The organism is Mangrovivirga halotolerans (genome assembly GCF_026241165.1).
Lineage (GTDB): Bacteria > Bacteroidota > Bacteroidia > Cytophagales > Cyclobacteriaceae > Mangrovivirga > Mangrovivirga halotolerans.
Genome location: NZ_JAPFQN010000001.1, coordinates 304,735 through 327,665, shown reverse-complemented (window position 1 = coordinate 327,665; position 22,931 = coordinate 304,735). Strand labels below are relative to the sequence as shown.

20 protein-coding genes and 1 tRNA gene are annotated in these 22,931 nt (G+C 34.4%); 12 read left to right on the top strand and 9 right to left on the bottom strand.

What is annotated here, in order from left to right; translation table 11 throughout:
- Nucleotides 1–21: 21 nt before the first annotated feature.
- Nucleotides 22–198, bottom strand: coding sequence for a hypothetical protein (locus OO013_RS01300; protein WP_266054712.1), 177 nt, complete (start codon nucleotides 196–198; stop codon nucleotides 22–24).
- Nucleotides 199–624: 426 nt separating this feature from the next.
- On the opposite strand from OO013_RS01300, the gene OO013_RS01295 reads away from it, so the two are divergent.
- Complete coding sequence (locus tag OO013_RS01295) at nucleotides 625–2,670, top strand: ATP-binding protein (RefSeq protein WP_266054711.1); 2,046 nt, start codon at nucleotides 625–627, stop codon at nucleotides 2,668–2,670.
- Between the two features lie 68 nt (nucleotides 2,671–2,738).
- Nucleotides 2,739–4,799, top strand: coding sequence for a methionine--tRNA ligase (gene metG / locus OO013_RS01290; RefSeq protein WP_266054710.1), 2,061 nt, complete (start codon nucleotides 2,739–2,741; stop codon nucleotides 4,797–4,799).
- Nucleotides 4,800–4,844: 45 nt separating this feature from the next.
- On the opposite strand, the gene pth is transcribed toward metG, so the two are convergent.
- The 5 genes from pth to aroQ all read right to left on the bottom strand — a co-directional run bounded on the left by pth (nucleotide 4,845) and on the right by aroQ (nucleotide 7,742).
- Complete coding sequence (gene pth / locus OO013_RS01285) at nucleotides 4,845–5,405, bottom strand: aminoacyl-tRNA hydrolase (protein ID WP_266054709.1); 561 nt, start codon at nucleotides 5,403–5,405, stop codon at nucleotides 4,845–4,847.
- Between the two features lie 66 nt (nucleotides 5,406–5,471).
- A complete protein-coding gene (locus OO013_RS01280; RefSeq protein ID WP_266054708.1) occupies nucleotides 5,472–6,104 on the bottom strand; it encodes a 50S ribosomal protein L25/general stress protein Ctc in 633 nt (210 codons plus the stop codon).
- A gap of 36 nt (nucleotides 6,105–6,140) precedes the next feature.
- Nucleotides 6,141–7,067 (bottom strand): ribose-phosphate pyrophosphokinase, encoded by a 927-nt coding sequence (locus OO013_RS01275; protein ID WP_266054707.1) that lies wholly within the window; start codon nucleotides 7,065–7,067, stop codon nucleotides 6,141–6,143.
- Nucleotides 7,068–7,142: 75 nt separating this feature from the next.
- A tRNA-Gln gene (locus OO013_RS01270) sits at nucleotides 7,143–7,215 on the bottom strand.
- 92 nt (nucleotides 7,216–7,307) lie between these two features.
- Nucleotides 7,308–7,742, bottom strand: coding sequence for a type II 3-dehydroquinate dehydratase (gene aroQ / locus OO013_RS01265; protein ID WP_266054706.1), 435 nt, complete (start codon nucleotides 7,740–7,742; stop codon nucleotides 7,308–7,310).
- Between the two features lie 69 nt (nucleotides 7,743–7,811).
- On the opposite strand from aroQ, the gene xerD reads away from it, so the two are divergent.
- The 9 genes from xerD to OO013_RS01220 all read left to right on the top strand — a co-directional run bounded on the left by xerD (nucleotide 7,812) and on the right by OO013_RS01220 (nucleotide 18,357).
- Nucleotides 7,812–8,723 carry a site-specific tyrosine recombinase XerD gene (gene xerD, locus OO013_RS01260; protein ID WP_266054705.1) on the top strand — a complete coding sequence of 304 codons (912 nt, stop codon included), beginning with the start codon at nucleotides 7,812–7,814 and terminating at the stop codon, nucleotides 8,721–8,723.
- Nucleotides 8,724–9,098: 375 nt separating this feature from the next.
- Nucleotides 9,099–10,136, top strand: a complete 1,038-nt coding sequence (locus OO013_RS01255; RefSeq protein WP_266054718.1) for a quinone-dependent dihydroorotate dehydrogenase — start codon at nucleotides 9,099–9,101, stop codon at nucleotides 10,134–10,136.
- A gap of 98 nt (nucleotides 10,137–10,234) precedes the next feature.
- A complete protein-coding gene (locus OO013_RS01250; protein ID WP_266054704.1) occupies nucleotides 10,235–12,757 on the top strand; it encodes a DNA translocase FtsK in 2,523 nt (840 codons plus the stop codon).
- 24 nt (nucleotides 12,758–12,781) lie between these two features.
- Nucleotides 12,782–13,420, top strand: coding sequence for an outer membrane lipoprotein periplasmic chaperone LolA1 (gene lolA1, locus OO013_RS01245; RefSeq protein WP_266054703.1), 639 nt, complete (start codon nucleotides 12,782–12,784; stop codon nucleotides 13,418–13,420).
- A 40-nt stretch (nucleotides 13,421–13,460) separates the two neighbouring features.
- The gene (gene pyrF, locus OO013_RS01240; protein WP_266054702.1) at nucleotides 13,461–14,264 is read left to right on the top strand and encodes an orotidine-5'-phosphate decarboxylase; all 804 of its coding nucleotides are present in this window, start codon (nucleotides 13,461–13,463) and stop codon (nucleotides 14,262–14,264) included.
- Nucleotides 14,265–14,331: 67 nt separating this feature from the next.
- On the top strand, nucleotides 14,332–15,639 hold the full coding sequence (locus tag OO013_RS01235) for a DUF2851 family protein (protein WP_266054701.1): 1,308 nt from the start codon (nucleotides 14,332–14,334) through the stop codon (nucleotides 15,637–15,639).
- A gap of 28 nt (nucleotides 15,640–15,667) precedes the next feature.
- Entirely contained in the window at nucleotides 15,668–16,798 is a 1,131-nt protein-coding gene (locus OO013_RS01230) for a hypothetical protein (protein ID WP_266054700.1), read from the top strand.
- Nucleotides 16,798–17,430 carry an acetyltransferase gene (locus tag OO013_RS01225; protein WP_266054699.1) on the top strand — a complete coding sequence of 211 codons (633 nt, stop codon included), beginning with the start codon at nucleotides 16,798–16,800 and terminating at the stop codon, nucleotides 17,428–17,430. Before OO013_RS01230 ends, OO013_RS01225 begins: the two co-directional genes overlap by 1 nt.
- A 48-nt stretch (nucleotides 17,431–17,478) precedes the next feature.
- On the top strand, nucleotides 17,479–18,357 hold the full coding sequence (locus OO013_RS01220) for a nucleoside phosphorylase (RefSeq protein ID WP_266054698.1): 879 nt from the start codon (nucleotides 17,479–17,481) through the stop codon (nucleotides 18,355–18,357).
- Here the strand turns inward: OO013_RS01220 and OO013_RS01215 are convergent, their stop codons facing one another.
- Entirely contained in the window at nucleotides 18,358–20,223 is a 1,866-nt protein-coding gene (locus tag OO013_RS01215) for an ABC-F family ATP-binding cassette domain-containing protein (protein ID WP_266054697.1), read from the bottom strand.
- Nucleotides 20,224–20,465: 242 nt separating this feature from the next.
- On the opposite strand from OO013_RS01215, the gene OO013_RS01210 reads away from it, so the two are divergent.
- The gene (locus OO013_RS01210; RefSeq protein WP_266054696.1) at nucleotides 20,466–20,999 is read left to right on the top strand and encodes an SRPBCC family protein; all 534 of its coding nucleotides are present in this window, start codon (nucleotides 20,466–20,468) and stop codon (nucleotides 20,997–20,999) included.
- Nucleotides 21,000–21,015: 16 nt separating this feature from the next.
- On the opposite strand, the gene OO013_RS01205 is transcribed toward OO013_RS01210, so the two are convergent.
- On the bottom strand, nucleotides 21,016–21,303 hold the full coding sequence (locus tag OO013_RS01205; protein WP_266054695.1) for a hypothetical protein: 288 nt from the start codon (nucleotides 21,301–21,303) through the stop codon (nucleotides 21,016–21,018).
- Between the two features lie 11 nt (nucleotides 21,304–21,314).
- Entirely contained in the window at nucleotides 21,315–22,931 is a 1,617-nt protein-coding gene (gene ade, locus OO013_RS01200; protein WP_266054694.1) for an adenine deaminase, read from the bottom strand.

The window sequence follows — 22,931 nt, the reverse complement described above, 5'->3', positions numbered from 1 at the left end:
TGTTTAAAAATGATTAAATAATTATCCTCTGATGTCTTCACCTCTTCTGACCACATCACCGCGAATGTCTTCACCTCTTCTGACTACGTCCGCTTTTTCATCTTCGGCAGGGATTTGAGGCTCAACATTTTCAGTTTCACAGGCGAATGTTAAAGCTGCAAAAACTGTAATAACAATAGTTTTAATTAGTTTTTTCATATTTGTTCGTATAATAAAAAGTTAAATGATACTTTTTTTTTCTGTAGTACTAAATTATTTAGAAAATTCAAGTTGAATTTATATATTCACAATTATTACTTCTTTTAATTGTGGTTGGTTTTGACCTTATTTTAAACTATGAAAATAAACAATACCTTTTGTAAAAGGTGTTTTATGGTAGGAGCTCCAAACATTAATAATCTAAGAATATTAAAATTTTTGATTATTAAATAGTTAAGCGAAGATAAAAGAATAAAATTAAAATAAAAAATTATTACTAACACATATAAAGTCTTAACAGTGAGTTTGTTAAATTCATCCAATCCTAAGTGATTTTTTTTATATATTATGCGTTTCAGTTTGACTATAGATCTTGAATTTTTTATTAAAAGACAATTCTTTATTATAATTATTTCGTTTTCGACTATGTGTATAGTTGCACAAAATAATAGTTTAGAAAATGAAATTGATAGTATAAAGAATGAACTTGTCGAAGCTAAAACCAATGAAAGGATACCACTCTTATATGACTTAGCCTATAAATATTGGAATATTGATTATGATTCAGCCCTGTACTACGACTTCCAGGCATTAGAAATTGCAGAAAATTTAAAAAGTGATATATGGATTGCTAAACTATATAATGATATAGCACTAGTATATAAAAGGAAAGGATCATTCAAAAATGCTCTTGAGTATTCAAATCTGGCATATGAAAAAGCGTTAGAAAATGGTGATAATTATCAAGTCAGAAGTTATTTAAGTAATTTGGCTAATATATACAGACGATTTGGTGATTACGAAAAATCGTTGGAGATTAATTTTAAGGCTCTTTTAATGATGGAGAATTTAAATGATTCTTCTGGAATAGCAATTTCATATGGTAATATTGGATTAGTTTATGATGAGTTAAAAGATAATCTCACAGCATTAGAATATTATAATAAGGCTCTTGATATTAATAGGAGGATAAATCGCAAGTCAGGAATCATTATTAACCTGATTAATTTGGGATACATATTAATCGACCTGGAGCGTATAGAAGAGGCCGAAAGGTCATTTCTTGAATCTGTTCGATATAGTAAAAAAATTGAGGATTTTGAAAGTCTATCTACTAGTTATATAGGGTTAGCTCATGTTCATTTGGAAAAAAGATCCTTGGATAGTGCTACTTATTATATTGATAAGAGTCTTGAAATTGAAAGATCCCAAAAAGATCCATTTTTGTTACCTAGTGTATATCGTGTAAAAGCTGAAGTTGATTTTTACAAGGGCAATATTGATAGTGCACTTAGAAGTCTTGATTCCGCTTTTTTACTTTCTGAGAAAATTAATATTGAAGTCGAACTCCCATCAATTTATAGACTTTATTCACAGGTTTACAAAGAATATGGGGATTATGAAAAAGCTTTATTTTATCAGGTTAAACACGATAGTATTAGGGAAAAAATATTAGGAGAAGATGTATATAATAAAATAGCTCGCGTTCAAAAAGATTACCTGGAAGAGCAAAAGCAAAGTGAAATCTTTGTAAGGGATCAAAAAATAAAACAAAATCGGCTTTTTATAATTCTTCTTGTAGCCATAGTTTTAATATTAATTCTTTCCGCATTAATTATTTATCTCAGTAAGGTTAGAATGGCTAAAATTAATAAACAGCTTGAAGAGGCTAATTTAAAAGTTGAAGCCGCAAAAAATACTATTGAGCAACAAAATCAACAATTAAGTAATGTCAATGCCTTTCAGGAAGAGATGATCAAGGAAAGGACTAAAGAATTACAAAAAGCGAATAAAGACCTTACCGACACTAATAAAGAACTTGATTTATTTATTTATAAAGCTTCACATGATCTTCGTGGGCCTTTAGCAAGAATTAATGGGTTAAGTTATCTGGGGTTACTGGAAGCTCCTGAGGAAACTTCTAAAAATTATTTTCAGATGGTTTCCGATGAAACCAAGGAACTTGAATTTGTACTGAGCCGTCTCATGGTTATTCATACTATTTATAAACACAAGCTAAAAAAAGATAGTGTTTACCTTGAGACTCTGGTGAGGGAAATTGTTGCAAAATTAACTGAAACAAATAAGCATATAGATATAGTCTATGAGTTTGAAGTTGAAAAAGGTACTGTCTGGAACAGAGATGAACATCTTCTAAGGCTAATACTTGAAAATATGCTTGAAAACGCCCTGAATTATAAAGGGGATGAATTGCTGAAAGTTTCAATGAAAATTTCAAATTCTGCAGAAAATGTTATTAGAATAAAAGTAACAGACAATGGTATTCAGGTACCTGAACGATATCGGGAAGATATATTTGATATGTTCTTTAGAGTCGCCCCGATAGCTTATAAAACTGGCCTGGAGCTTAATATAGCCAAAAAAGCAACTTTGAGGTTGGGCGGGGAAATAACTTACCATCCTGAAAATTCCGGGAACACATTTAATATAATTTTACCAAGCTCAGAGTGATCCGGAAAATCATATATTAAGGAGTATAATTCTCATAAAAAGTTATCTTTGCAGTCAAAGAAAACAATATGAGTAATACACCTAAAAGATATACAGTAACTTCAGCTTTAACATACGCTAACGGCCCAATTCACATTGGTCATCTTGCCGGCGTTTTCGTGCCTTCAGATATTTATGTCAGATACCTGAGATTGGCCGGAAATGATGTACATTATCTTGGAGGAAGTGACGAGCATGGGGTCCCAATTACAATAAGAGCAAAAAAAGAAGGGAAAACACCTCAGGAAGTTGTGGATAAATATCATAAAATGATCGAAGATTCCTTAAGATCATTCGGTATTAGCTTTGATGTATATTCCAGGACAAGTAGTGAAACTCATCATAAAACAGCATCTGATTTTTTTAAAAAATTGTATGAAGATGGAAAGTTCGTGGAACAAACATCTGAACAATATTATGACGAAAAAGAACAACAGTTTTTGTCAGACAGATATATTGTCGGTACTTGTCCGAAATGTGGTAATGAAAATGCTTATGGTGATCAGTGTGAAAAATGTGGTTCCAGTCTGAGCCCAAATGAACTAATAGAACCACGTTCTACTTTGAGTGGTGAAAAACCAGTTTTAAAAGAAACAAAGCATTGGTACCTTCCTTTAGATCAATATGAGCCATGGTTGAAAGAATGGATATTAGAAGGTCATAAAGAATGGAAACCAAATGTTTATGGACAGTGTAAAAGCTGGATCGAAGGTGGTCTCCAGCCTAGGGCAGTAACAAGAGATCTTGATTGGGGGATTCCTGTCCCGGTAGAAGGAGCAGAGGGTAAAGTATTATATGTATGGTTCGATGCACCGATTGGTTACATTAGTGCATCTAAGGAATGGTCTCAAAATACTGGCAAAGACTGGGAAGATTATTGGAAAAGTGATGACACTAAGTTAGTCCATTTCATAGGTAAAGATAATATTGTTTTTCATTGCATTATTTTCCCTTCAATGTTAAAAGCCCATGGCGAGTTCGTTTTGCCTGAAAACGTTCCTGCTAATGAATTTTTAAATCTTGAAGGTGATAAGATCAGTACTTCAAGAAATTGGGCAATTTGGCTCCATGAATATTTAGAAGAATTTAAAGGCAAAGAGGATGTCTTAAGATATGTTATTTGTGCGAATGCTCCGGAAACTAAGGACAATAATTTCACTTGGAAGGATTTTCAAACACGTAACAATAGTGAATTAGTAGCCATCCTTGGTAATTTTATTAACAGGGCCGCGGTACTTACTCAAAAATACTATGATGGAGTGGTTCCTGATAGGGGAGAACTATCGGATTTTGATAAGGAAGTCTTAAATGATCTAAAAGAAATTCCTTTTCAAATTGGCACCTTGCTAGAAGGGTATAAGTTTAGAGAAGCATCACAAAGGTTAATGGATCTTGCCAGGCTTGGAAATAAGTACCTTGCTGATACAGAACCTTGGAAATTGATAAAAGAGGATGAAGAGAGAGTCAAAACAATTATGAATATTGGCCTCCAAATTGCGGCATCACTTGCTGTAGTAATGGAACCTTTCCTTCCTTTTTCTGCAGAAAAGCTTAAGGGTATTTTAAATATAGAATCAGGAAAATTTACCTGGCAAAATGCGGGTGATGATAATTTTCTAAAAGCAGGACATAAGATAAATAAACCAACTTTATTGTTTGATAAAATAGAAGATAAAACGATAGAAGAACAAATGGCTAAACTTGAATCAATAAGAGAAGAGAATGAAAAGGAAAATAAAGAGGCTGAAGTAGCTCCTTTAAAACCTGAAATTGTTTTTGATGATTTCATAAAACTGGATATTAGGGTTGGTACGGTAACTGAAGCTGAAAAAATGCCTAAATCTAAAAAGCTATTAAAGTTGACTATCGACACGGGAGTGGATACCAGGGTAGTTCTTTCTGGTATAGCTCAGCATTTCTTTCCAGAAGAAGTAAAAGGCAAACAAGTTTGTGTGTTAGCAAACCTTGCTCCACGTAAAATGATGGGTATTGAATCTAACGGTATGGTTTTAATGGCTGAAGATTCAGAAGGAAACCTGAGATTTATTCAACCCGGTGAAAAGGTAAATCCTGGAAGTATTGTTAGTTAATAAATAAATATTAAAAAAAGAGGGGCTTTAATAACCCCTCTTTTTTTAGTTATTGTATTCACTCATTGTCAGGTTTATTCCTATTGTTCCAAAACTTAGAATCATATCACAGGCTTTATCGATAAGGAATGGAAGTTCTTCTTTTTCTTCCTTACTAAATTCACCTAATACAAAGTCTACCTGTCTGCCTTTAGGGAAGTCACTTCCTATACCAAACCTTAATCGAGGATAATTACTGCCGCCACAAAGCTGTTCAATGTTTTTTAGGCCATTATGCCCTGCGGAAGAGCCTTTGCCTCGCATTCTTAGTTTCCCAAACGGAAGGGCAAGATCATCTACAATGACCAGAAGTCTGTCATAGGGAATATTTTCCTTTTGCATCCAGTATTTAACTGCCTTTCCACTCAAGTTCATATAAGTGGTGGGTTTTATTAATATGAATGTCCTGCCTTTATGTTTGAATTCTGTTTTAAAAGATTGCTTATCAAGAGAAAAGTCGACGTTATTCTTTTTTGCAAGTTCATCAGCTACAATGAAACCAATATTATGTCTTGTAGCCTCATATTCAGGGCCGATATTTCCCAATCCGACAATTAAATATTTCATGTTATTTTTTGATATAAAAAAAGGCTGCTAAGAAAGCAGCCTTTAAATATAAATAAATTAGAAATTTTATGCTTCTGAACCTTCAGCTCCTTCAGCACCTTCTTCTCCTTCAACTTCTGCAGCCTCATCAAGTTCATCTTTAGATTTACCTCTAAGTGCTCTTGGAATCTCAACTACTGCTACTGATAACCTGTCAGCATCCATAATATCAAAGTTTTCAGTTTCTATGTGCTGAACTTTTATTGAACTATGGAAATCAAGTTCGCTGATATCAACTGTAATATGCTCAGGCATATTTTTAGGAAGAGCTTTAACTCTTAATAGTCTTCTCTTCTTAACAAGAGTACCACCTTTTTCCACACCAGGAGCTTTACCTTCAAAGTGAACAGGAATATCCATTTTAATAGGTCTTCCTTCATGGATTTCAAAGAAATCAGCATGCAGGATAATGTCACTTACAGGGTGGAATTGAATATCTTGTAGGATAGCTCTGTATTCTTTTCCTTCAACATTAATATGGGCAAAGTGGGCTTCAGCAGTATAAACCAGCTCTCTGAATAAATAAGCAGGGGCGTAGAAATGAATCTGCTCATCACCACCATAAAGGACGCAAGGTACATTTCCTTCTACTCTAAGGTCTCTTGCATCTTTCTTGCCGAGATTTGCTCTTTTATACCCTATAATCTCAACTGTTTTCATAATTTTTATTTGTTAAATTTTAAAATGTGCGCAAAGTTAAATAAAAAGTGAACTAATTGACTCATGATCGTGAATTTTTCTTATTGCTTTTGCAAAAAGATCTGAAACGGTGAGTACTTTTATTTTTTCACTTTCCTTTTTTAATGGGATAGTATCAGTTACTACCATTTCTTCAAGAACGCTATTTTCAATGTTTTCGTAAGCTTTTCCGCTTAAGACAGGGTGAGTAATTACTGCTCTGACCGATTTAGCTCCTTTTTCTTTCAGGATGCTAGCGGCTTTACAGATTGTTCCTGCAGTGTCAACAATATCATCAACTAGAATCACATCAGCATCTTCGACATTACCAATTACTTGCATGCTTGCAATTTCATTGGCTCTTTTTCTGTGTTTGTCACAGATAACCATCTCTGCATTGAAATGCTGTGCGTATCTTCTTGCTCGCCCTGTACTACCTACATCCGGAGCTGCGAAAACAACGTTTTCAAGTTTAAGGCTTCTTAGGTAAGGTACAAAAATCGATGAAGCATCTAGGTGATCAAGAGGAATGTCAAAGAATCCCTGAATTTGCCCTGCGTGCAAGTCGCAAGTCATGATTCTGTCAGCGCCGGCTGCGGTTAACAGGTTAGCCATTAGTTTAGCTCCAACACCTACTCTTGGTTTGTCTTTCCTATCCTGGCGTGCATAACCAAAATATGGCATTACTACAGTGACATATTTAGCACTTGCCCTTCTCGCAGCATCGATCATCAAAAGTAACTCCATGATGTTGTCTGAAGGAGGAAAGGTAGATTGAATAAGAAATACGTCGCAACCTCTAACACTTTCGTTAAAAGATGCTGAGATTTCACCGTCACTAAATTTTTGATGAGAAATAGATCCTAATGGCTTACCGTAAAAATGAGAAATTTTTTCGGATAATTCTGCGGATCCTGATCCGGAAAAGAATTTTACTGAAGACATGTTTTTAGGGCGCTCTGATTTTTTACAATAAATAAAAAATCCCGAAAAAAAATATATTTTTCCGGGATTTTTTTGTTGCCCGACTAGGGCTCGAACCTAGACTCTTCTGGACCAAAACCAGACGTGTTGCCAGTTACACCATCGGGCAGTTTGTTTTCCCATCGTTTTGGGATGACAAAAGTAGAAAGGATTTTTAAAATCCCCAACTTTGGAATGAAAAAAAATTATTTTTTTTTGCTGTTAATTTATAAGTTTTTGATTTACAAAATATTGTATAGCCAGTGAATATCCTTCAAGACCAAGGCCTGAGATCATTCCAACGCATTCTTTGCTTATAATGCTTTTATGACGGAAGCTTTCCCTTTTATAAATATTACTAATATGAACTTCCATTACCGGTGCATTAATACTTGCTATGGCATCAGATATAGCAACGCTGGTATGGGTATATCCTCCTGCATTGAGTATGATCACGGTATCCTCATCAAAACCAACCTCATGGATTTTATTTATTATTTCTCCCTCAATATTTGATTGGTAGTATCGAAGTTTATCGTTTGGATAGTTTTTAAGAAGTTTTTCGAAATAGGATTCAAACCCTTCATCACCATAAATTTCAGGCTCTCTTTTTCCTAATAAATTAAGATTGGGTCCGTTAATAATTAAAATATTCATACGGGTATTTTTTCGCAAACTAATATATAGATTGTATAATTCGAATTATTTAGTTCATTTTTGAATTACATGAATTGGGGTCAGCTAATTAAATCGTTTTGTACATACCTTAAGCTTGAAAGAGGAGTGGCGGAAAACACTATTCAGGCCTATCACAGGGATGTTCGCAACCTATCCGTTTTTTCTCAGGATAGATCCTTAAAAGTCGTTGATATAAAGCTAAAAGATCTGGAGGAATTTACTTCCGAATTGGCCAAACTTGGTTATTCCCCTTACTCGCAAGCCAGAATGATATCCGGTATTAAATCTTTTTTTAATTTCCTGGTTGTTGAAAAAATTCTGCAAAATGATCCTTCTCAATTATTAGAGGTGCCAAGAATTCCGAGAAAACTTCCTGATGTACTTGAAGTTTTTGAAATTGATGAAATACTTAACTCGATTCCTTTAAATACATTCGACGGAGCACGGTCACGCGCTTTAATTGAATTATTATATGGAAGTGGCCTTAGAGTAAGTGAAGCAGTAGGTTTAAAACTGAGTGATATATTTATGGAACCGGGGTTTCTTCGAATTATAGGAAAAGGAAATAAGGAAAGATTAGTTCCACTGGGGTCTTCTGCTAAAAAGCATATGAAAATTTATATAGAAGAATGGAGAAAGGGGTTAGTTGATAAAAATATAGTGAAAATAGATGCTGCAGATGCTTTATTTCTCAATCAAAGAGGAGGGAAGCTTTCCAGAATATCAGCATTTACAAAAGTAAAAGAATTAGCTAAGAATGCTGGTATTAAAAAAGATGTGAGCCCTCACACCTTCAGACATTCTTTTGCAACTCATTTAATTGAAGGAGGGGCCGATCTCCGAGCTGTCCAGGAAATGCTGGGGCACAGGTCAATTACGACCACAGAAATTTATACACATATAGACCGCGATTATCTACAGCAGGTGATTAATGATTTTTTACCTGGCCGCAACAAGTAGCTTAATTACGACTAATTGTATTTTTTTTACTAGTTAATTATGTGGGTAAGTCATTGTGCTTGAGAAAAATAGAATGCTAATTTTTGTTTTTCTTAACATTTCTTAATAATTTATTAATACAAATAATGGAATTAAATCTTTTGTTAATGTTCAGTTTTGCATTGTTGAACGAAATAAAAGATTAAAAATCGTTAAAAACAGAACGAAAAATATTGATGTTTCGTTTAAACAATTAGGTTTGAAGAAAATATTAGAATTTAACGATTAAAAATATTTAAGAATTTAGGTTTAGGTTTAGGTTTAATGGGGCTGTTCATTTTGGACAGCTTCTTTTTTTTATAGATTACAACTATTATTTTTGCCAAAAAAACTGTGATATACAAATTACTTATTCGCCCCATATTTTTTTTATTTGATCCTGAATCTATTCATCACTTTACATTTTCAGCATTAAAATTTTTCTATAAGATACCAGGTGTTCCTTTTCTTTTACATTCTTTGTATCATAAAAAAGATGATCGGCTGGAAAGGGAGGTATTTGGTATTAAGTTCCCAAACCCTGTAGGTTTGGCTGCAGGCTTTGATAAAGATGCCAGGCTTGTTGATGAACTTGGGAATTTTGGTTTTGGATTTATTGAAATTGGTACTCTTACGCCCGTCGGTCAGCCAGGTAACGACAAACCCCGTTTATTCAGATTACCAAAAGATAAAGCTGTAATTAACCGGATGGGCTTTAATAATGAAGGAGTATCTGCTGCTGTAGAACGACTTAAAAAGAAAAATTCGAGGGTAATTGTTGGAGGAAATATTGGCAAAAACAAAGTAACGCCTAACAAGGATGCAGTGGATGATTATATCACTTCATTTAAGGCATTATTCCCTTACGTGGATTATTTTGTTGTAAATGTAAGTTCTCCAAACACCCCTAATTTGAGAGAACTACAAGAAAAAGAACCATTATTGGAATTACTTTCTGAAGTTCAGCATGTGAATTATCACATGGAAAAGGCTAAACCTCTATTATTAAAGATTGCTCCCGATCTGAGTGATCATCAATTAGATGATATTGTCGATATAGTAAAAACGGTAAAATTAGATGGGATAATTGCTACTAATACTACCATTTCCAGGATGAATTTAAAGACATCAAGTTCCAAAGTTGATTCGATTGGTGCAGGAGGTTTAAGTGGTAAACCACTAAAAGACAGATCTACAGAAGTGATAACTTATCTTAATAATAAACTTGATAATAGAGTTCCGATAATAGCAGTTGGTGGAATATTTAATGGAGATGACGCAGTTGAAAAACTGAAAGCAGGAGCATCATTAGTACAGGTCTACACTGGCTTTATTTACGAAGGACCAGCAATAATTAAAAAGATAAACAAGCAGATTATCCGCGAAAATCTTTAATTTCGCTAATGAGCCAAATTTTGAATAAATACTTAAATATTATTTTTGGCGTTATAATTAATTGTATATTTATATAACGAGGGAGTTGATTTTTTAACATGGCGGCTAACACCTATAAATCAAATAATTTCAAAAAGAAAAAATCGAAAGGTAGTACGAAAAAGAAAAAATTAAACTTAAAGTTTTCTTTTCTGTCTGACCGAAGACTCCATCTTGTTTTTGGTTTTTTCTTCTTAATTACTTCTTTGTTTCTTCTAATAGCTTTTATATCCTATTTATTTACAGGAAAAGCAGATCAGAGTATTGTAGAATCTCTCGGTAATTCTTCTCTGATAACCGAAGGTAGAGAAGCAGAAAACTGGATGAAATTATTTGGTGCTGTTGTATCCTACTATTTCATTTTTAAGTGGTTGGGAATAGGTGCGTTTTTAATTCCCCCTTTGATGTTTAATTGGGGTTATTCCATCGTTTTTAAAAGAACTCTGCTACCGGTTAAAAGTTCTACAATATTTGTAGTATTCACCAGTTTATGGTTAAGCACTTTATTAGGTTATATAGTTGTCAAATCACAGGGAGAAAATGCTCTTGGCTTTTTGTGTGGAGGTATCGGATTTGAACTTGCAAATGTTTTTAATAACCTGATCGGCTGGGGAACTCTATTGTTACTATTCTTTAGCCTGATTGCTTTTATTATTTACTTCTTCAATGTGACTTCAATTGGGGGGCTTACCTCAAGTGTAGAAAAAGGTATCAGAGATGTTGAAGATCATCTACAGGATGAGTGGTCTGAAATGAAAAACTCTGTGGAAGAAAAGGGAAATGTTGATGAGGAAGATCAATCAGACAGGACTGATTATGAAGAGGAAGTACTACAGGCTCATCAAAAAACAGAAGAGGAAGAGTTAAATTCCTGGGAAATTTCCAATAAAGAAAAGAAAGAGAAAACCAGAAAAGCTGAAGATTCTGATAAATTAACCTTAGAGGTGGAAGATCCCCTGGATACTTCTTCCCTGGAGGACGACCTTTTAAAAGACGAAGAAGAAGAGGATGCTTTGAGTTTGGAAATTGAAGAAGGAAAGAAAAGTGAGAAAACGGTAGATCAACTTGAAAATTACGATCCGACTCTTGATCTTTCTTCTTATGAATATCCACCACTTGACATATTAAAAAGTCACGATTCAGGACAAGTAAAAGTAACTAAGGAAGAACTAGAGCAAAATAAAGATAAGATTGTTGAAACATTGGTGAATTTTAAAATTGGAATTTCCAGTATTAAAGCGACCATTGGGCCAACTGTTACTCTTTATGAAATTGTCCCTGAAGCGGGTGTTAAAATTTCAAAGATTAAAAATCTGGAGGATGATATCGCTCTTTCCCTGGCAGCTTTGGGTATCAGGATAATTGCACCGATTCCAGGTAGAGGAACCATCGGTATTGAGGTGCCTAATAAAAACAGGGAAATGGTTTCATTGAAATCTCTTCTTTCAACAGAGAAATTCATGAAATCAGGATATGAATTACCAATTGCCTTGGGTAAAACCATTTCAAATGAAGTGTTTATTACTGATTTGGCTAAAATGCCTCACCTTCTTATGGCTGGTGCCACAGGTCAGGGTAAATCAGTTGGATTGAACGTTATTCTTGCCTCATTAATATATAAGAAGCACCCTTCTCAATTAAAATTTGTTCTCGTCGACCCGAAGAAGGTTGAACTGACACTTTTTAATAAAATAGAAAGGCATTTTCTTGCGAAACTGCCAAACAGTGACGATGCTATTATTACAGAAACCAAAAAGGTTGTTTACACATTGAATTCACTTTGTGAAGAAATGGATACAAGGTATGATCTTTTAAAAGATGCCGGATGTAGAAACCTTAAAGAATACAACAATAAATTTATAAATCGTAGACTTAATCCAGAAAACGGACATAGATTCCTTCCTTATATTGTAGTGGTTATTGATGAGTTAGCAGATTTGATGATGACCGCAGGTAAGGAAGTTGAAACTCCAATCGCTCGTCTGGCTCAGTTAGCCCGTGCTGTTGGTTTACACCTTGTAATTGCAACACAGAGACCTTCTGTAAATGTTATTACCGGTACAATCAAAGCCAACTTCCCTGCCAGACTTAGTTTTAGAGTTACCTCAAAGGTGGATTCTCGAACAATTCTCGACACCGGTGGTGCAGAACAATTAGTGGGTATGGGAGATATGCTACTTAGTTCAGGTTCTGATATGCTTAGAATCCAGTGTGCATTTATCGATACTCCAGAAGTGGAAGAAGTCTGTGAATATGTCGGAAGTCAGAGAGGATATCCTTCGGCATACTTATTGCCTGAGTATGAAGGTGAAGAGGAAACAGGAGTTGGCGAAGTTGATTTATCTGAAAGGGATGTGTTGTTTGATGATGCCGCGCGATTAATTGTTATGCATCAGCAGGGAAGTACATCGCTTATCCAGCGAAAACTAAAACTTGGATACAACAGGGCAGGCCGATTAATAGATCAGCTTGAGGCCGCAGGTGTAGTTGGTGGATTTGAAGGAAGTAAGGCGAGAGAAGTTTTAATTCAGGATGAATCAAGTTTGGAACAATTATTGAATGACCTCAATAACAAAAAGTAAATAAAACTTTTATACTTTTGCATTATGAAGAAATTATTGACACTAGTACTTTGTTTAACTGTATTTGCGGTACAGGCACAAAAAGATCCGCAAGCAATGCGTATACTTAATGCTATGAGCAGTAAGTACAAGAATTATGATACTTACAAAGCTAATTTCACCTATTCCCTGATCAATGAGGTCGAAGATATCAGAGATGATTTTAGTGGTAGTATTCTTGTTAAGGGAGATAACTATAAACTGGATCTCGGAAACCAGGTTATTTATAACAATGGAGAGTCTGTATGGACTTATTTACCTGAAGTAAATGAAGTAAATATTAGCAACGCTAATGAAGGGGAGATGGATATGACGCCTTCTTCTATCTACACTGTTTATAAGAAAGACTTTAAAGTTATATATTATAATTCTACAACTATCAATGGGAAAAAATATCACCTGATCGACCTGATTCCAGAGGATAGAAGGGATAAACCATATTGGGTAAGATTAACTATTGAAGATGGAACTAATGACTTGAAGAGTTATACTATCACTGAAGATAGCGGAAATAAATATGTATATGACATTAAAAGCTTTAAGCCAAATACGTCTGCAGCATCTTCAGATTTTACGTTTAACAAGTCAAAATACCCGGGGGTAGAAATAATAGACCTTAGATAATATTTAAAAGCCGTTTTTTACGGCTTTTTTTATTTACGATATGGACAGAAAGAAATTAGTAGAAGAAATAAGAAAAAAGAAATCTTTTCTTTGCGTCGGTCTGGATACTGACATAAGAAAAATTCCTGAACATCTTTTAGAAACTGACGATCCCATTTTTGAGTTTAATAAGCAAATTATTGATGCAACTAAAGATTATTGTGTTGCCTACAAACCAAATATTGCTTTTTATGAAGCTCATGGTCCTAAGGGATGGGAAAGCTTAAAAAAGACTGTGGATTACATCCCAAGTAATCACTTTACCATTGCTGATGCAAAAAGAGGTGATATTGGTAATACGTCTGGTTTGTACGCACGTGCATTTTTTGAAGAAATGGATTTTGACAGTATAACAGTAGCTCCTTATATGGGTAAAGATTCTGTCACACCATTCCTTGAGTTTGATGGCCGTTGGGTAATCCTTTTGGGGCTTACAAGTAATCCTGGTGCTGATGACTTTCAACAACTTAATCTATCAACTGGTGAAAAGGTTTATCAGAAGGTAATTGAAAGGTCTTCCACCTGGGGCAATAAAGATAATATGATGTATGTAGTTGGAGCGACCCGTGCGGAAGCTTTAACTGACATCCGTAAAATCATTCCTGATAATTTTCTTTTGATACCCGGAGTAGGAGCACAGGGGGGGAGTTTGAAGGATGTTATCAAATACGGCATGAATGATGATGTTGGATTGTTAGTTAATTCAACAAGGGGGATAATTTATGCTGATTCCTCCGAATCGTTCGCAGAGGCTGCAAAGGCTGAAGCACAAAAAATACAAAATGAAATGGCAGCTTTTTTATAAGCTGCCTTTTTTTATTTAATCCTTTTTATTTTCTTCATGGTATCTTTCAATCAACTAACTATCAACCATGCAAGAAGACTTTCTCCACTATTTGTGGAAATACCAATCTTTTGACAAAGATTTATTAACCACACACCGAAACCAACCATTAACCATTATTAAAACTGGTTCATTTAATAATAATGACGGCCCGGATTTTAGCAGTGGCCTGGTAGAAATAGATGATCTTAAATGGTTTGGGAATATCGAGATTCATATTAAATCATCTGATTGGTATAATCATAAACATCATGAAGATCCCGCTTATGATAATGTTATTCTCCATGTAGTATGGGAGAATGATGTTGATGTTTTTAATGCTGCTGGAGAAATAATACCGGTTTTGGAATTAAAAGACAGGGTTAGTCCCTTGTTAGTGCGCAAGTACAAACAATTCCTGCAACCTCCCGGATCAATTCCATGTGGGGTTTTTGATCCTGTTAATCATTGTGATTCGATCAGGGTCAGGCAGGCTATGGATATGGCAATGACTCTAAGGATGGATGAAAAAAAATCGCGGATATTAAAAGAGCTCAAAGATGAAAATAATAATTGGGAGAAAGTAGCCTACAAGCAGTTGCTAAGGTCTTTTGGGTTTAAAATTAATCAGGAAGGATTTGATCAAATGGCTTATCTTTTAGACGAGTCTATTATCAAAAAAAATATTCAGAGACCGGAATTAATTGAAGCATATCTTTTTGGGTTAGCGGGAATGCTGGATGGTGAGCCTTGTGATGATTACTCTGCTCTACTTACATCGGAATTTAATTTCCTTCAACATAAATATAATCTCACTCAGAAAGTTGATCCTTCATACTGGAAATACATGAGATTAAGACCATCCAATTTTCCAGCAGTACGAATTGCTCAATATTGTGCAATAATTTCTGAAACCAGTAACCTGTTCGATGCATTTTTGCACTTTGAATCTTATTTCTCAATTCATAAAATATTAAAAAGGGAACCCTCCGGTTACTGGAGAAACCATTATAAATTTGGAACGGAATCCAAATTCAAAAACAAAACTCCTGGCAAATCTTCAATCGATCTTCTTATAATAAATACAATAGTTCCCCTGATCTATTCATACGCAGAATATATTGGGAATCACGAGCTGAAAGAAAAAGGGTTGATTATTCTGGAATCTATCAAACCAGAAAAAAATAGAATAACTAAGAGGTTTTCAGACTTAGGGTTTGATTTAATTAATGCCTATGATTCCCAGAGTATAATCGGACTTAATAAGTTGTTTTGTGAAAGGAAAAAATGCTTATCTTGTCCTGTAGGAATTAATTTGTTAAAAAACAATCATGCTTCCGGAGTTCAGATCCCGTAATTTTTTCTTTTTTCTCTTTAGTTTAAAATTGCTTTTCGCGATATCAGTAACTTACTATTACTCTGAAGTTACTGCAGGAGATCAAAGAAGTTATTTACATGATCTAAGTATGTTAGCAGATTATTTTACAGAAACCCCTGGGGAAATCCCTGATTTTTATTTAAACAATCACTTTGAAGGAAAGGGAGAACTAATATACGGTGAAAATGAACGCAGTCTGAATTTTGAAAAATTAGTTTTACCAATTTACATCCTTTCATTCAGATCAATTTGGGTTACAGTAACGATAATTGCCCTTTTACAAACTTTGATTATGACTGCCGTCTGGAGACAGCAGAAAGTTCCTGATTATATGAAATTGGTACTACTATCTTTTTTTATTGTTCCGGGTATTGCATTTTGGTCTTCCGGGCTCCTAAAAGAAAGTATTTATTTAGTTTTTATTCTGATATTGTTTGCCGGAATATTTGTTTCAGGAAAATATTTATCAACTCTTATAATATTATTTTCTGCGATTATATGTTTTTCTATTAAACCATATAATTCAATACTGATATTTTTAGTTTCATTAGTTTTATTTGCTATTGTAAATGAAAAGTTTTCGAATAAGGTAATAGTTGCCATTGTAGTTTTTACTGTATTGGGATTACTGTTGTTACCTTTAATTGATCCTAATTTCGGATTTTCCAGATGGGGTGAAATAATAAAAGAAAATCAAGCATATTATTATGCAAATGCTTGTAATGGAGAAAATTGTATTCCATTTGATTCCCTTTATCCTTCGTTACACTTTAAGAATATAATTATAGCTTTTTTTTATGGGCTCTTTGGGCCCCTGGATCTTTCTACGCATAATAATTTTATTTTGCTGGCTTCAATACAAAAGATTATTTTGATTGGAATTACCTTTTTGTGTGGATTTTTAGTGATAAGAGAAAAGACTAATAAATTATTGTTAGGATGTTTAATTATTTATTTATTTTTAAGTTCTGTTCTAACTGCATTGACCACCGTTAATTTTGGGACTTTAATGCGGTATTCTGTTTTTTATACACCAGTTATTTGGGGTGGGTTTTTTTATTTTTCTGTTAAGTATTTCAGACAATTACGAGCAAAAAGATCTGACTTTAATAGCTTTGCAAAAAAAGAAATAAAGTGATGGAAAAACCGGTAATAATTTTTGGTGCAGGATCATTGGGAAAAGCAGCTCTAGAGATCCTGAACAAGAATAATATAGAAGTTTATTGCTTTTTAGATGATCATGAAGAACTGCATGGCACCGAAATTAATGATGTAAGTGTGCTCGGCTCAACTGATGACGATGGTTTTCTTAAATTTATAGGCAAAAAGTGTGAAGCATTTATTGCTGAGGAGGAAACGACGCTGAGAAAAAGGCATGTAAAGCTTCTGAATGATCGTAGAAAGGTTATGCCGGTGAATTTGATCCACCCTGATACTTCTATTTCTGACCATGCTGAAATGGGACATGGTAATTTTCTGAATGCAAAAGTTATTTTAGGGTCATCAGCAAAATTAGGAAACCACTGTATTCTTAATACAAATGTGGTAATCGATCACGAAGTGAAAATTGGAAATTACGTTCAATTGGGAGCCGGAGCTATTGTAGGAACAGGTGCAGAAATTGAAGATGAAGTATTTATAGGTACTGGAGCTGTACTTGTGCCGGGTGTTAAAGTAGGAAAGGGTGCAAGAATAGGAGCAGGCTCGGTAGTGATTGGAAATGTAGAGTCAGGAGAGACAGTATTTGGAAATCCTGCAAAACCAGTATAATTTACACTCAGGAAAATAAAATTCCCTTTAATATATACCCGCTTTAAAATGTCACTTAAGGAATCCGAACTTATTCTAAATAAAGATAGAAGTGTTTATCACCTCAATTTGAGACCTGAAAATATCGCTGATACCATCCTTACGGTTGGCGACCCAAGCCGTGTACACATGGTCAGCAAATATTTTGATGATATCGAATTTGAAATGAATAAACGGGAATTCATTACTCATACTGGCAGGATCGGAGATAAGCGGATTACAGTGATGAGCACTGGTATGGGAACAGAAAATATTGAAATAGTGCTTACTGAGCTTGATGCACTTGTTAATATTGATCTTAAAAAGAGGGAACTAAAGAAAGAGACACGGTCTTTAAATATTATAAGAATAGGAACAAGTGGAGCTTTACAGGAAGACATACCTATTGGTAGTTTTTTAATTTCAGAGTATGGGGTCGGACTTGATAATCTAATGGTATTCTATAAACTACCTCAAACTGATTTCGAACAAGAAATATGTGATCAACTAAAAGGTGAGATTCCTTTACCTATTACTCCTTACTGTGTGAAAGCTGATGAATCATTATTGAAAATGTTTGATAAGGAAGCTTTCATAAAGGGAAATACAATTACATCACCAGGATTTTATGCTGCACAAGGCAGGGCATTAAGAACCCAGCTTGCCTTTGATGGATTTATGGATAAGCTGGTTTACTTTCATAAAGATAATTTCTGGCTGACCAATTTCGAAATGGAAACTTCTGGTTATTACGCTATGTCCAGACTTCTAGGCCATAAAGCGATATCTACAAACGCTATTCTGGCTAACCGGATTAAAGGAGAATTCGCAAAGGATAGCCAGAAGATTGTAGATAAACTCATTAAATGTGTTATTGAAACTATAACAGAAGAAGATACTAAAGCTTAATTAACTGTTATTCATCTCATCTAATTCCATCCATCTTAAAGTAATTTCCTCCAGTCTGGCATCAATTTTTTCAATTAATGCACCGGTTTTTGAGAGCTCGGTATGATCGAGTGAGCCTGAATTCATATCCTCTATAGCCTGTTTTTTCTCACCTTCTAACTTATCAATTTCCTCTTCAAGATCTTTTAGCTCTTGTTTCTCTTTAAAGGAAAGTTTTTTTGAACTACTTTTTTTAGGTTGTTGACTCTTCTCTTCTTTTTTTTCTTTTGTTGATTTTTCAGAGGTTTTTTCTTCTTCAGCTTTAATAGTTCTGAATTCATCATATGTACCAGGGAAATACCTGATGTCACCCTTATCAATAATAAATAGATGATCTGCTAAAGTATCGAGAAGGTATCTGTCGTGGGACACAATTAATAAACATCCATCATACTGGCTTAAAAATATTTCAAGAGCATCCAGGGTCTGAAGATCAAGGTCATTCGTAGGCTCATCAAGAATCAAAAAGTTCGGTCTCTTAACCAGTACCTCAAGTAATTGTAATCTTTTCTTTTCCCCCCCGCTGAGTTTATATGCATATTCATGTTGCCTTTTAGGAGAAAATTGAAATAATTGAAGTACCTGACTTGCGCTTAGGGTTTGCTTTTCATTTATTTTAATTACTTCAGCGATATTAGTAATTCTGTCAATTACTTTTTCATCCTGCTTATAGGTAGGATCTTCTTGTTTAAAATAACCAAAATTTGTATTCTGACCTTTAATGATCTCTCCTGAATCAGGTTCTATTTCACCGGTTATTACTTTAAGGAAAGTTGATTTTCCAGATCCATTTGGCCCAACAAGTCCTATCCTGTCTTTTTTCTTAAAAGTGTAGGTGAAATCTTCAAATAACTGTTTATCAGGATATGATTTCGAAACTCCGTAAATTTCGAGTATTTTTTTTCCTTTTTGAGAACTGTCAAAATCCATTTTGACCTGCTCCCTGATTTTTGGTTGCTTAGCTTTTGATTTTAGACCTTCGATAGCATCCATTCTGTATTTTGCTTTGGTCGTTCTGGCTTTAGGCTGCCTCCTGGACCATTCTAATTCTTTCTTCAACAGATTAGCTGCTTTTTCGGCTTCAGTTGCAGCCTGAATCAGTAATTCTTCTTTTTTCTTAATAAAATTATCATACGGCCCATCAAACTTTTTGATACCACCGTGGTCGAGATCTAATATTGTGTTGCAAACCGCATCAAGAAAGTACCTGTCGTGGGTAACTAAAAATAAAGCTGAATTGGAGGTTTGTAAATAGTTTTCTAGCCAAATTATTGCTTCGATATCAAGGTGGTTAGTTGGCTCATCGAGGATTAAAAGTTCAGGTTTTTCAAGAATAACTTTTGATAGAGCTGCTCTTCTTTTTAATCCACCTGAAAGCTCGCCCATTTTTTTATCAAAATCAGTAATGCCCAGATAAGTCATTACTTCTTTAACCTCATTATCGTAATTCCATGCCTGAAGTCTGTCTACTTCAGCCATTGATTTTTCGATCATTTCATTGTTTCCTGATTCTAAAGCATTATTATACTTATTGTAAGCAACTGCACCCTGTGAATTATTATCTTTAACGTATTCAAAAGCAGTCATTTGCTTGGGAACCTCAGGTTGCTGGGGTAAATAGCTAATAGAAAGGTTGTTTTTTTGCCTAATTTCTCCTTTATCCCTGCTTTCCTGGCCATTTAGTATTTTCATTAGTGTTGATTTACCAGTTCCGTTAGCTCCTACAAGAGCAATTTTTTCTCCCGGATTTATTTCGAAGCTTACAGATGAAAACAATTTTCTTTCACCGTAGTATTTTTCCAGATTATCAGCACTGATCAAACTCATAGTTTTTTATCTAAATGTTTGATGCAAAAATAGTGAAATGAAATCCTTTATTTTATTATAAAAAATATTGTAATTGTAATTTTTTTATTTTAATTTGAATTATTCATTAAAAATAAGGCAAATATACGATCTTGGTCACCTAATAGGGTGGCCATTTTTTTACTGGCTTCTTTATTTAGTGAGATTGCTGTTGCAGAGAGCTCTTTAAACTATTTAGCAAAAACAAACAGAATCATATAAGCATGAAAGTTTTAAAAATTACAGGTTTTGTTTTTCTGGCAATAGTACTGGCATTGTTTTTAACCATTGCCTTTGCGCCATCCCATGTTAAATTAGAGCGAATAGTGGCTGTAAAAGCTACCCCTGAAGAGATATATCCTCATATTAGTGATCTAAAGAAATTTAATGAATGGTCTCCCTGGTATAAATTGGATCCGGATGCAGTATATTCTTTTATTGGTTCTGGCAATGGGATTGGCTCTATAATGAAATGGGAATCAAAAAAGAGAGATGTTGGGAATGGTCAAATGGAAATTATTGAAATAAAGCCAAATGAATCGGTAACCATGGAAATGTATTTTGGTCAGGATGATGTGCCAGCATATGCAACATTGGCATTATTACCAATTAATGCTACAGAGACAGAAGTAAGCTGGAATTTCGAATCTGAAATGACCGGATTCTCTAAATTATTTGGATTAATGATGGAGACCATGCTTGGCCCTAGTTATGAAGAGGGGCTAAATAATCTTAAGAATACTGTCGAAGCTAAATAATAGAAGACTCCTTTAATCAGGAGTCTTTTTCATTTTTATTTCTTTTCAAAAAACTTTCAAACTTTTCCTTTATAGTTAAAGAAAGGTCTTTGCCCTCTTTTTTCCACTTGCTGAAATTATCTTCGTTTTCTTTAACAAATTCTCTGAAATGCTTTTCGAGAAGTTCGCTTGTTTCTTTTAACTCAACTTTTTTCTCATCTATTTCGGTATTAACCTTGTCAATCACATCTTTGTTTTCTTCAATCCACTGATCAATTTTTTTACCAATAGAAGAAAAGAATTCTGTTTTACTCGATTCTGCCATGTTTTTTAATTTTAGTTATAAAATGAAAAATTTTCAGCATCAAATAAACCCTTATCACTTAACTTAATTTTAGGGATTACAAGTAATGCCATGAAACTGATAGTCATAAAGGGAGCATTTAAAGTGCTTCCCATTTCTTTTACGAATTTATCAATATTTTGATATTTAACACCCGTATCAATTCCATTCTCATCAGTCATCAAACCCGCAATAGGTAGGGGGAGACTTTTTATTTTGTCATTTCCAGATGCAGCCAAACCACCTTTGGTATTCATTAATTGATTAACAACCTTTAATATGTCCTTATCATTAGTTCCAGCTACAATTATATTGTGTGAATCATGAGCCACTGTACCCCCAAAAGCACCTTCTTTAAGACCAGTGCCTTCAATATAACATACCGCAGGTTTTTCTTCCCGGTAACGATTTACTACGACTAATTTGCATAGGTCCTTTTCGATTCGTTGCTTGTCAGTATATTCTGTTATTTCCGGATCAAAAAAAGATTTTTCAGTAATTAATGAACCATCAATAGCTTTAATTACCGGAATTTGCTTGTCAGTTTTTTTAATTTCCAGATCACTTTCTGAAATTGAATAAGAATGAAAATTATTAATAATGAGTGATTTTGGAGCCTTAAACTTTATCTCTTGTTCAGATTGAACAAGTTCTCCATTAATCCATGTTTCGAGAACTTCCATTGAATCAAGATCTTTGATTTTTATGAAGTCAGCATAATCTCCTTTTTCAAGTTTACCCACATTTAAATTATAATGATCAATTGGGTTTAAGCATGCAGCCTGAAGAATGCTATAAAAGTCATAACCTAGAGAAATGGCCTTTAATACAAGCTGATTTATATGTCCTTCCATCAGATCATCAGGATGCTTGTCATCTGAGCAGAACATAATTAATTCCGGGAATTCGTTTATAATTGGAATTAAAGCGTCAAAATTTTTAGCAGCGGAACCTTCCCTGATCAATATTTTCATACCTTCGGAAGCTTTGTCCCTGGCTTCTTCAAGAGTATAACATTCATGGTCAGTACTGATGCCAGCAGAAATGTATTTTTTAGCATCCTTTCCTTTTAACCCAGGGGCGTGACCATCTACCGGCTTACCGGCTTTTTGAGCTGATCTTATCTTAGCCATCACATCTTTATCGCGATTTAAAACTCCCGGCCAGTTCATCATCTCAGCCAGGTAATGCAAGTCTGGATCATGGATAAGTTTTTCAGTAAGAGCAGGATCAATAACTGCGCCGGCAGTCTCAAAAGATGTTGCCGGTACACAGCTCGGAAGTCCAAAAAAGAATTTAAAAGGAACCGTCTTACTATTATCGATCATGTACCGAATTCCTTCTTCTCCCATCACATTAGCAATTTCATGGGGATCTGAAACCGTAGCTATTGTACCATGCTTAACCGCAATCTCTGCAAATCGTCCTGGAACGAGCATACTGCTTTCTATATGAACATGCGAATCAATAAAACCGGGCATGTAATAAGGTTTGTCCTTTTTCTCTGGTGCGGAGACATTTATATCTATAATTTTGTCATTGTGAATTTTAATTTCACCAAATCCGATGGTTTGTTGTCGGATATTGATAATATTGCCCGATAATATCAT

Bases quoted from the DNA above. Each gene is read 5' to 3' on its own strand.
- lolA1 (WP_266054703.1), top strand. From the start codon at position 12,782: ATGAAGAAATTATTGACACTAGTACTTTGTTTAACTGTATTTGCGGTA.
- pth (WP_266054709.1), bottom strand. From the start codon at position 5,405: ATGAAATATTTAATTGTCGGATTGGGAAATATCGGCCCTGAATATGAG.
- OO013_RS01210 (WP_266054696.1), top strand. From the start codon at position 20,466: ATGAAAGTTTTAAAAATTACAGGTTTTGTTTTTCTGGCAATAGTACTG.
- OO013_RS01295 (WP_266054711.1), top strand. From the start codon at position 625: ATGTGTATAGTTGCACAAAATAATAGTTTAGAAAATGAAATTGATAGT.
- OO013_RS01205 (WP_266054695.1), bottom strand. From the start codon at position 21,303: ATGGCAGAATCGAGTAAAACAGAATTCTTTTCTTCTATTGGTAAAAAA.
- OO013_RS01300 (WP_266054712.1), bottom strand. From the start codon at position 198: ATGAAAAAACTAATTAAAACTATTGTTATTACAGTTTTTGCAGCTTTA.
- metG (WP_266054710.1), top strand. From the start codon at position 2,739: ATGAGTAATACACCTAAAAGATATACAGTAACTTCAGCTTTAACATAC.
- ade (WP_266054694.1), bottom strand. From the start codon at position 22,931: ATGATATTATCGGGCAATATTATCAATATCCGACAACAAACCATCGGA.
- OO013_RS01275 (WP_266054707.1), bottom strand. From the start codon at position 7,067: ATGTCTTCAGTAAAATTCTTTTCCGGATCAGGATCCGCAGAATTATCC.
- xerD (WP_266054705.1), top strand. From the start codon at position 7,812: ATGAATTGGGGTCAGCTAATTAAATCGTTTTGTACATACCTTAAGCTT.
- aroQ (WP_266054706.1), bottom strand. From the start codon at position 7,742: ATGAATATTTTAATTATTAACGGACCCAATCTTAATTTATTAGGAAAA.
- OO013_RS01220 (WP_266054698.1), top strand. From the start codon at position 17,479: ATGTCACTTAAGGAATCCGAACTTATTCTAAATAAAGATAGAAGTGTT.
- OO013_RS01280 (WP_266054708.1), bottom strand. From the start codon at position 6,104: ATGAAAACAGTTGAGATTATAGGGTATAAAAGAGCAAATCTCGGCAAG.
- OO013_RS01215 (WP_266054697.1), bottom strand. From the start codon at position 20,223: ATGAGTTTGATCAGTGCTGATAATCTGGAAAAATACTACGGTGAAAGA.
- OO013_RS01225 (WP_266054699.1), top strand. From the start codon at position 16,798: ATGGAAAAACCGGTAATAATTTTTGGTGCAGGATCATTGGGAAAAGCA.
- OO013_RS01235 (WP_266054701.1), top strand. From the start codon at position 14,332: ATGCAAGAAGACTTTCTCCACTATTTGTGGAAATACCAATCTTTTGAC.
- pyrF (WP_266054702.1), top strand. From the start codon at position 13,461: ATGGACAGAAAGAAATTAGTAGAAGAAATAAGAAAAAAGAAATCTTTT.
- OO013_RS01250 (WP_266054704.1), top strand. From the start codon at position 10,235: ATGGCGGCTAACACCTATAAATCAAATAATTTCAAAAAGAAAAAATCG.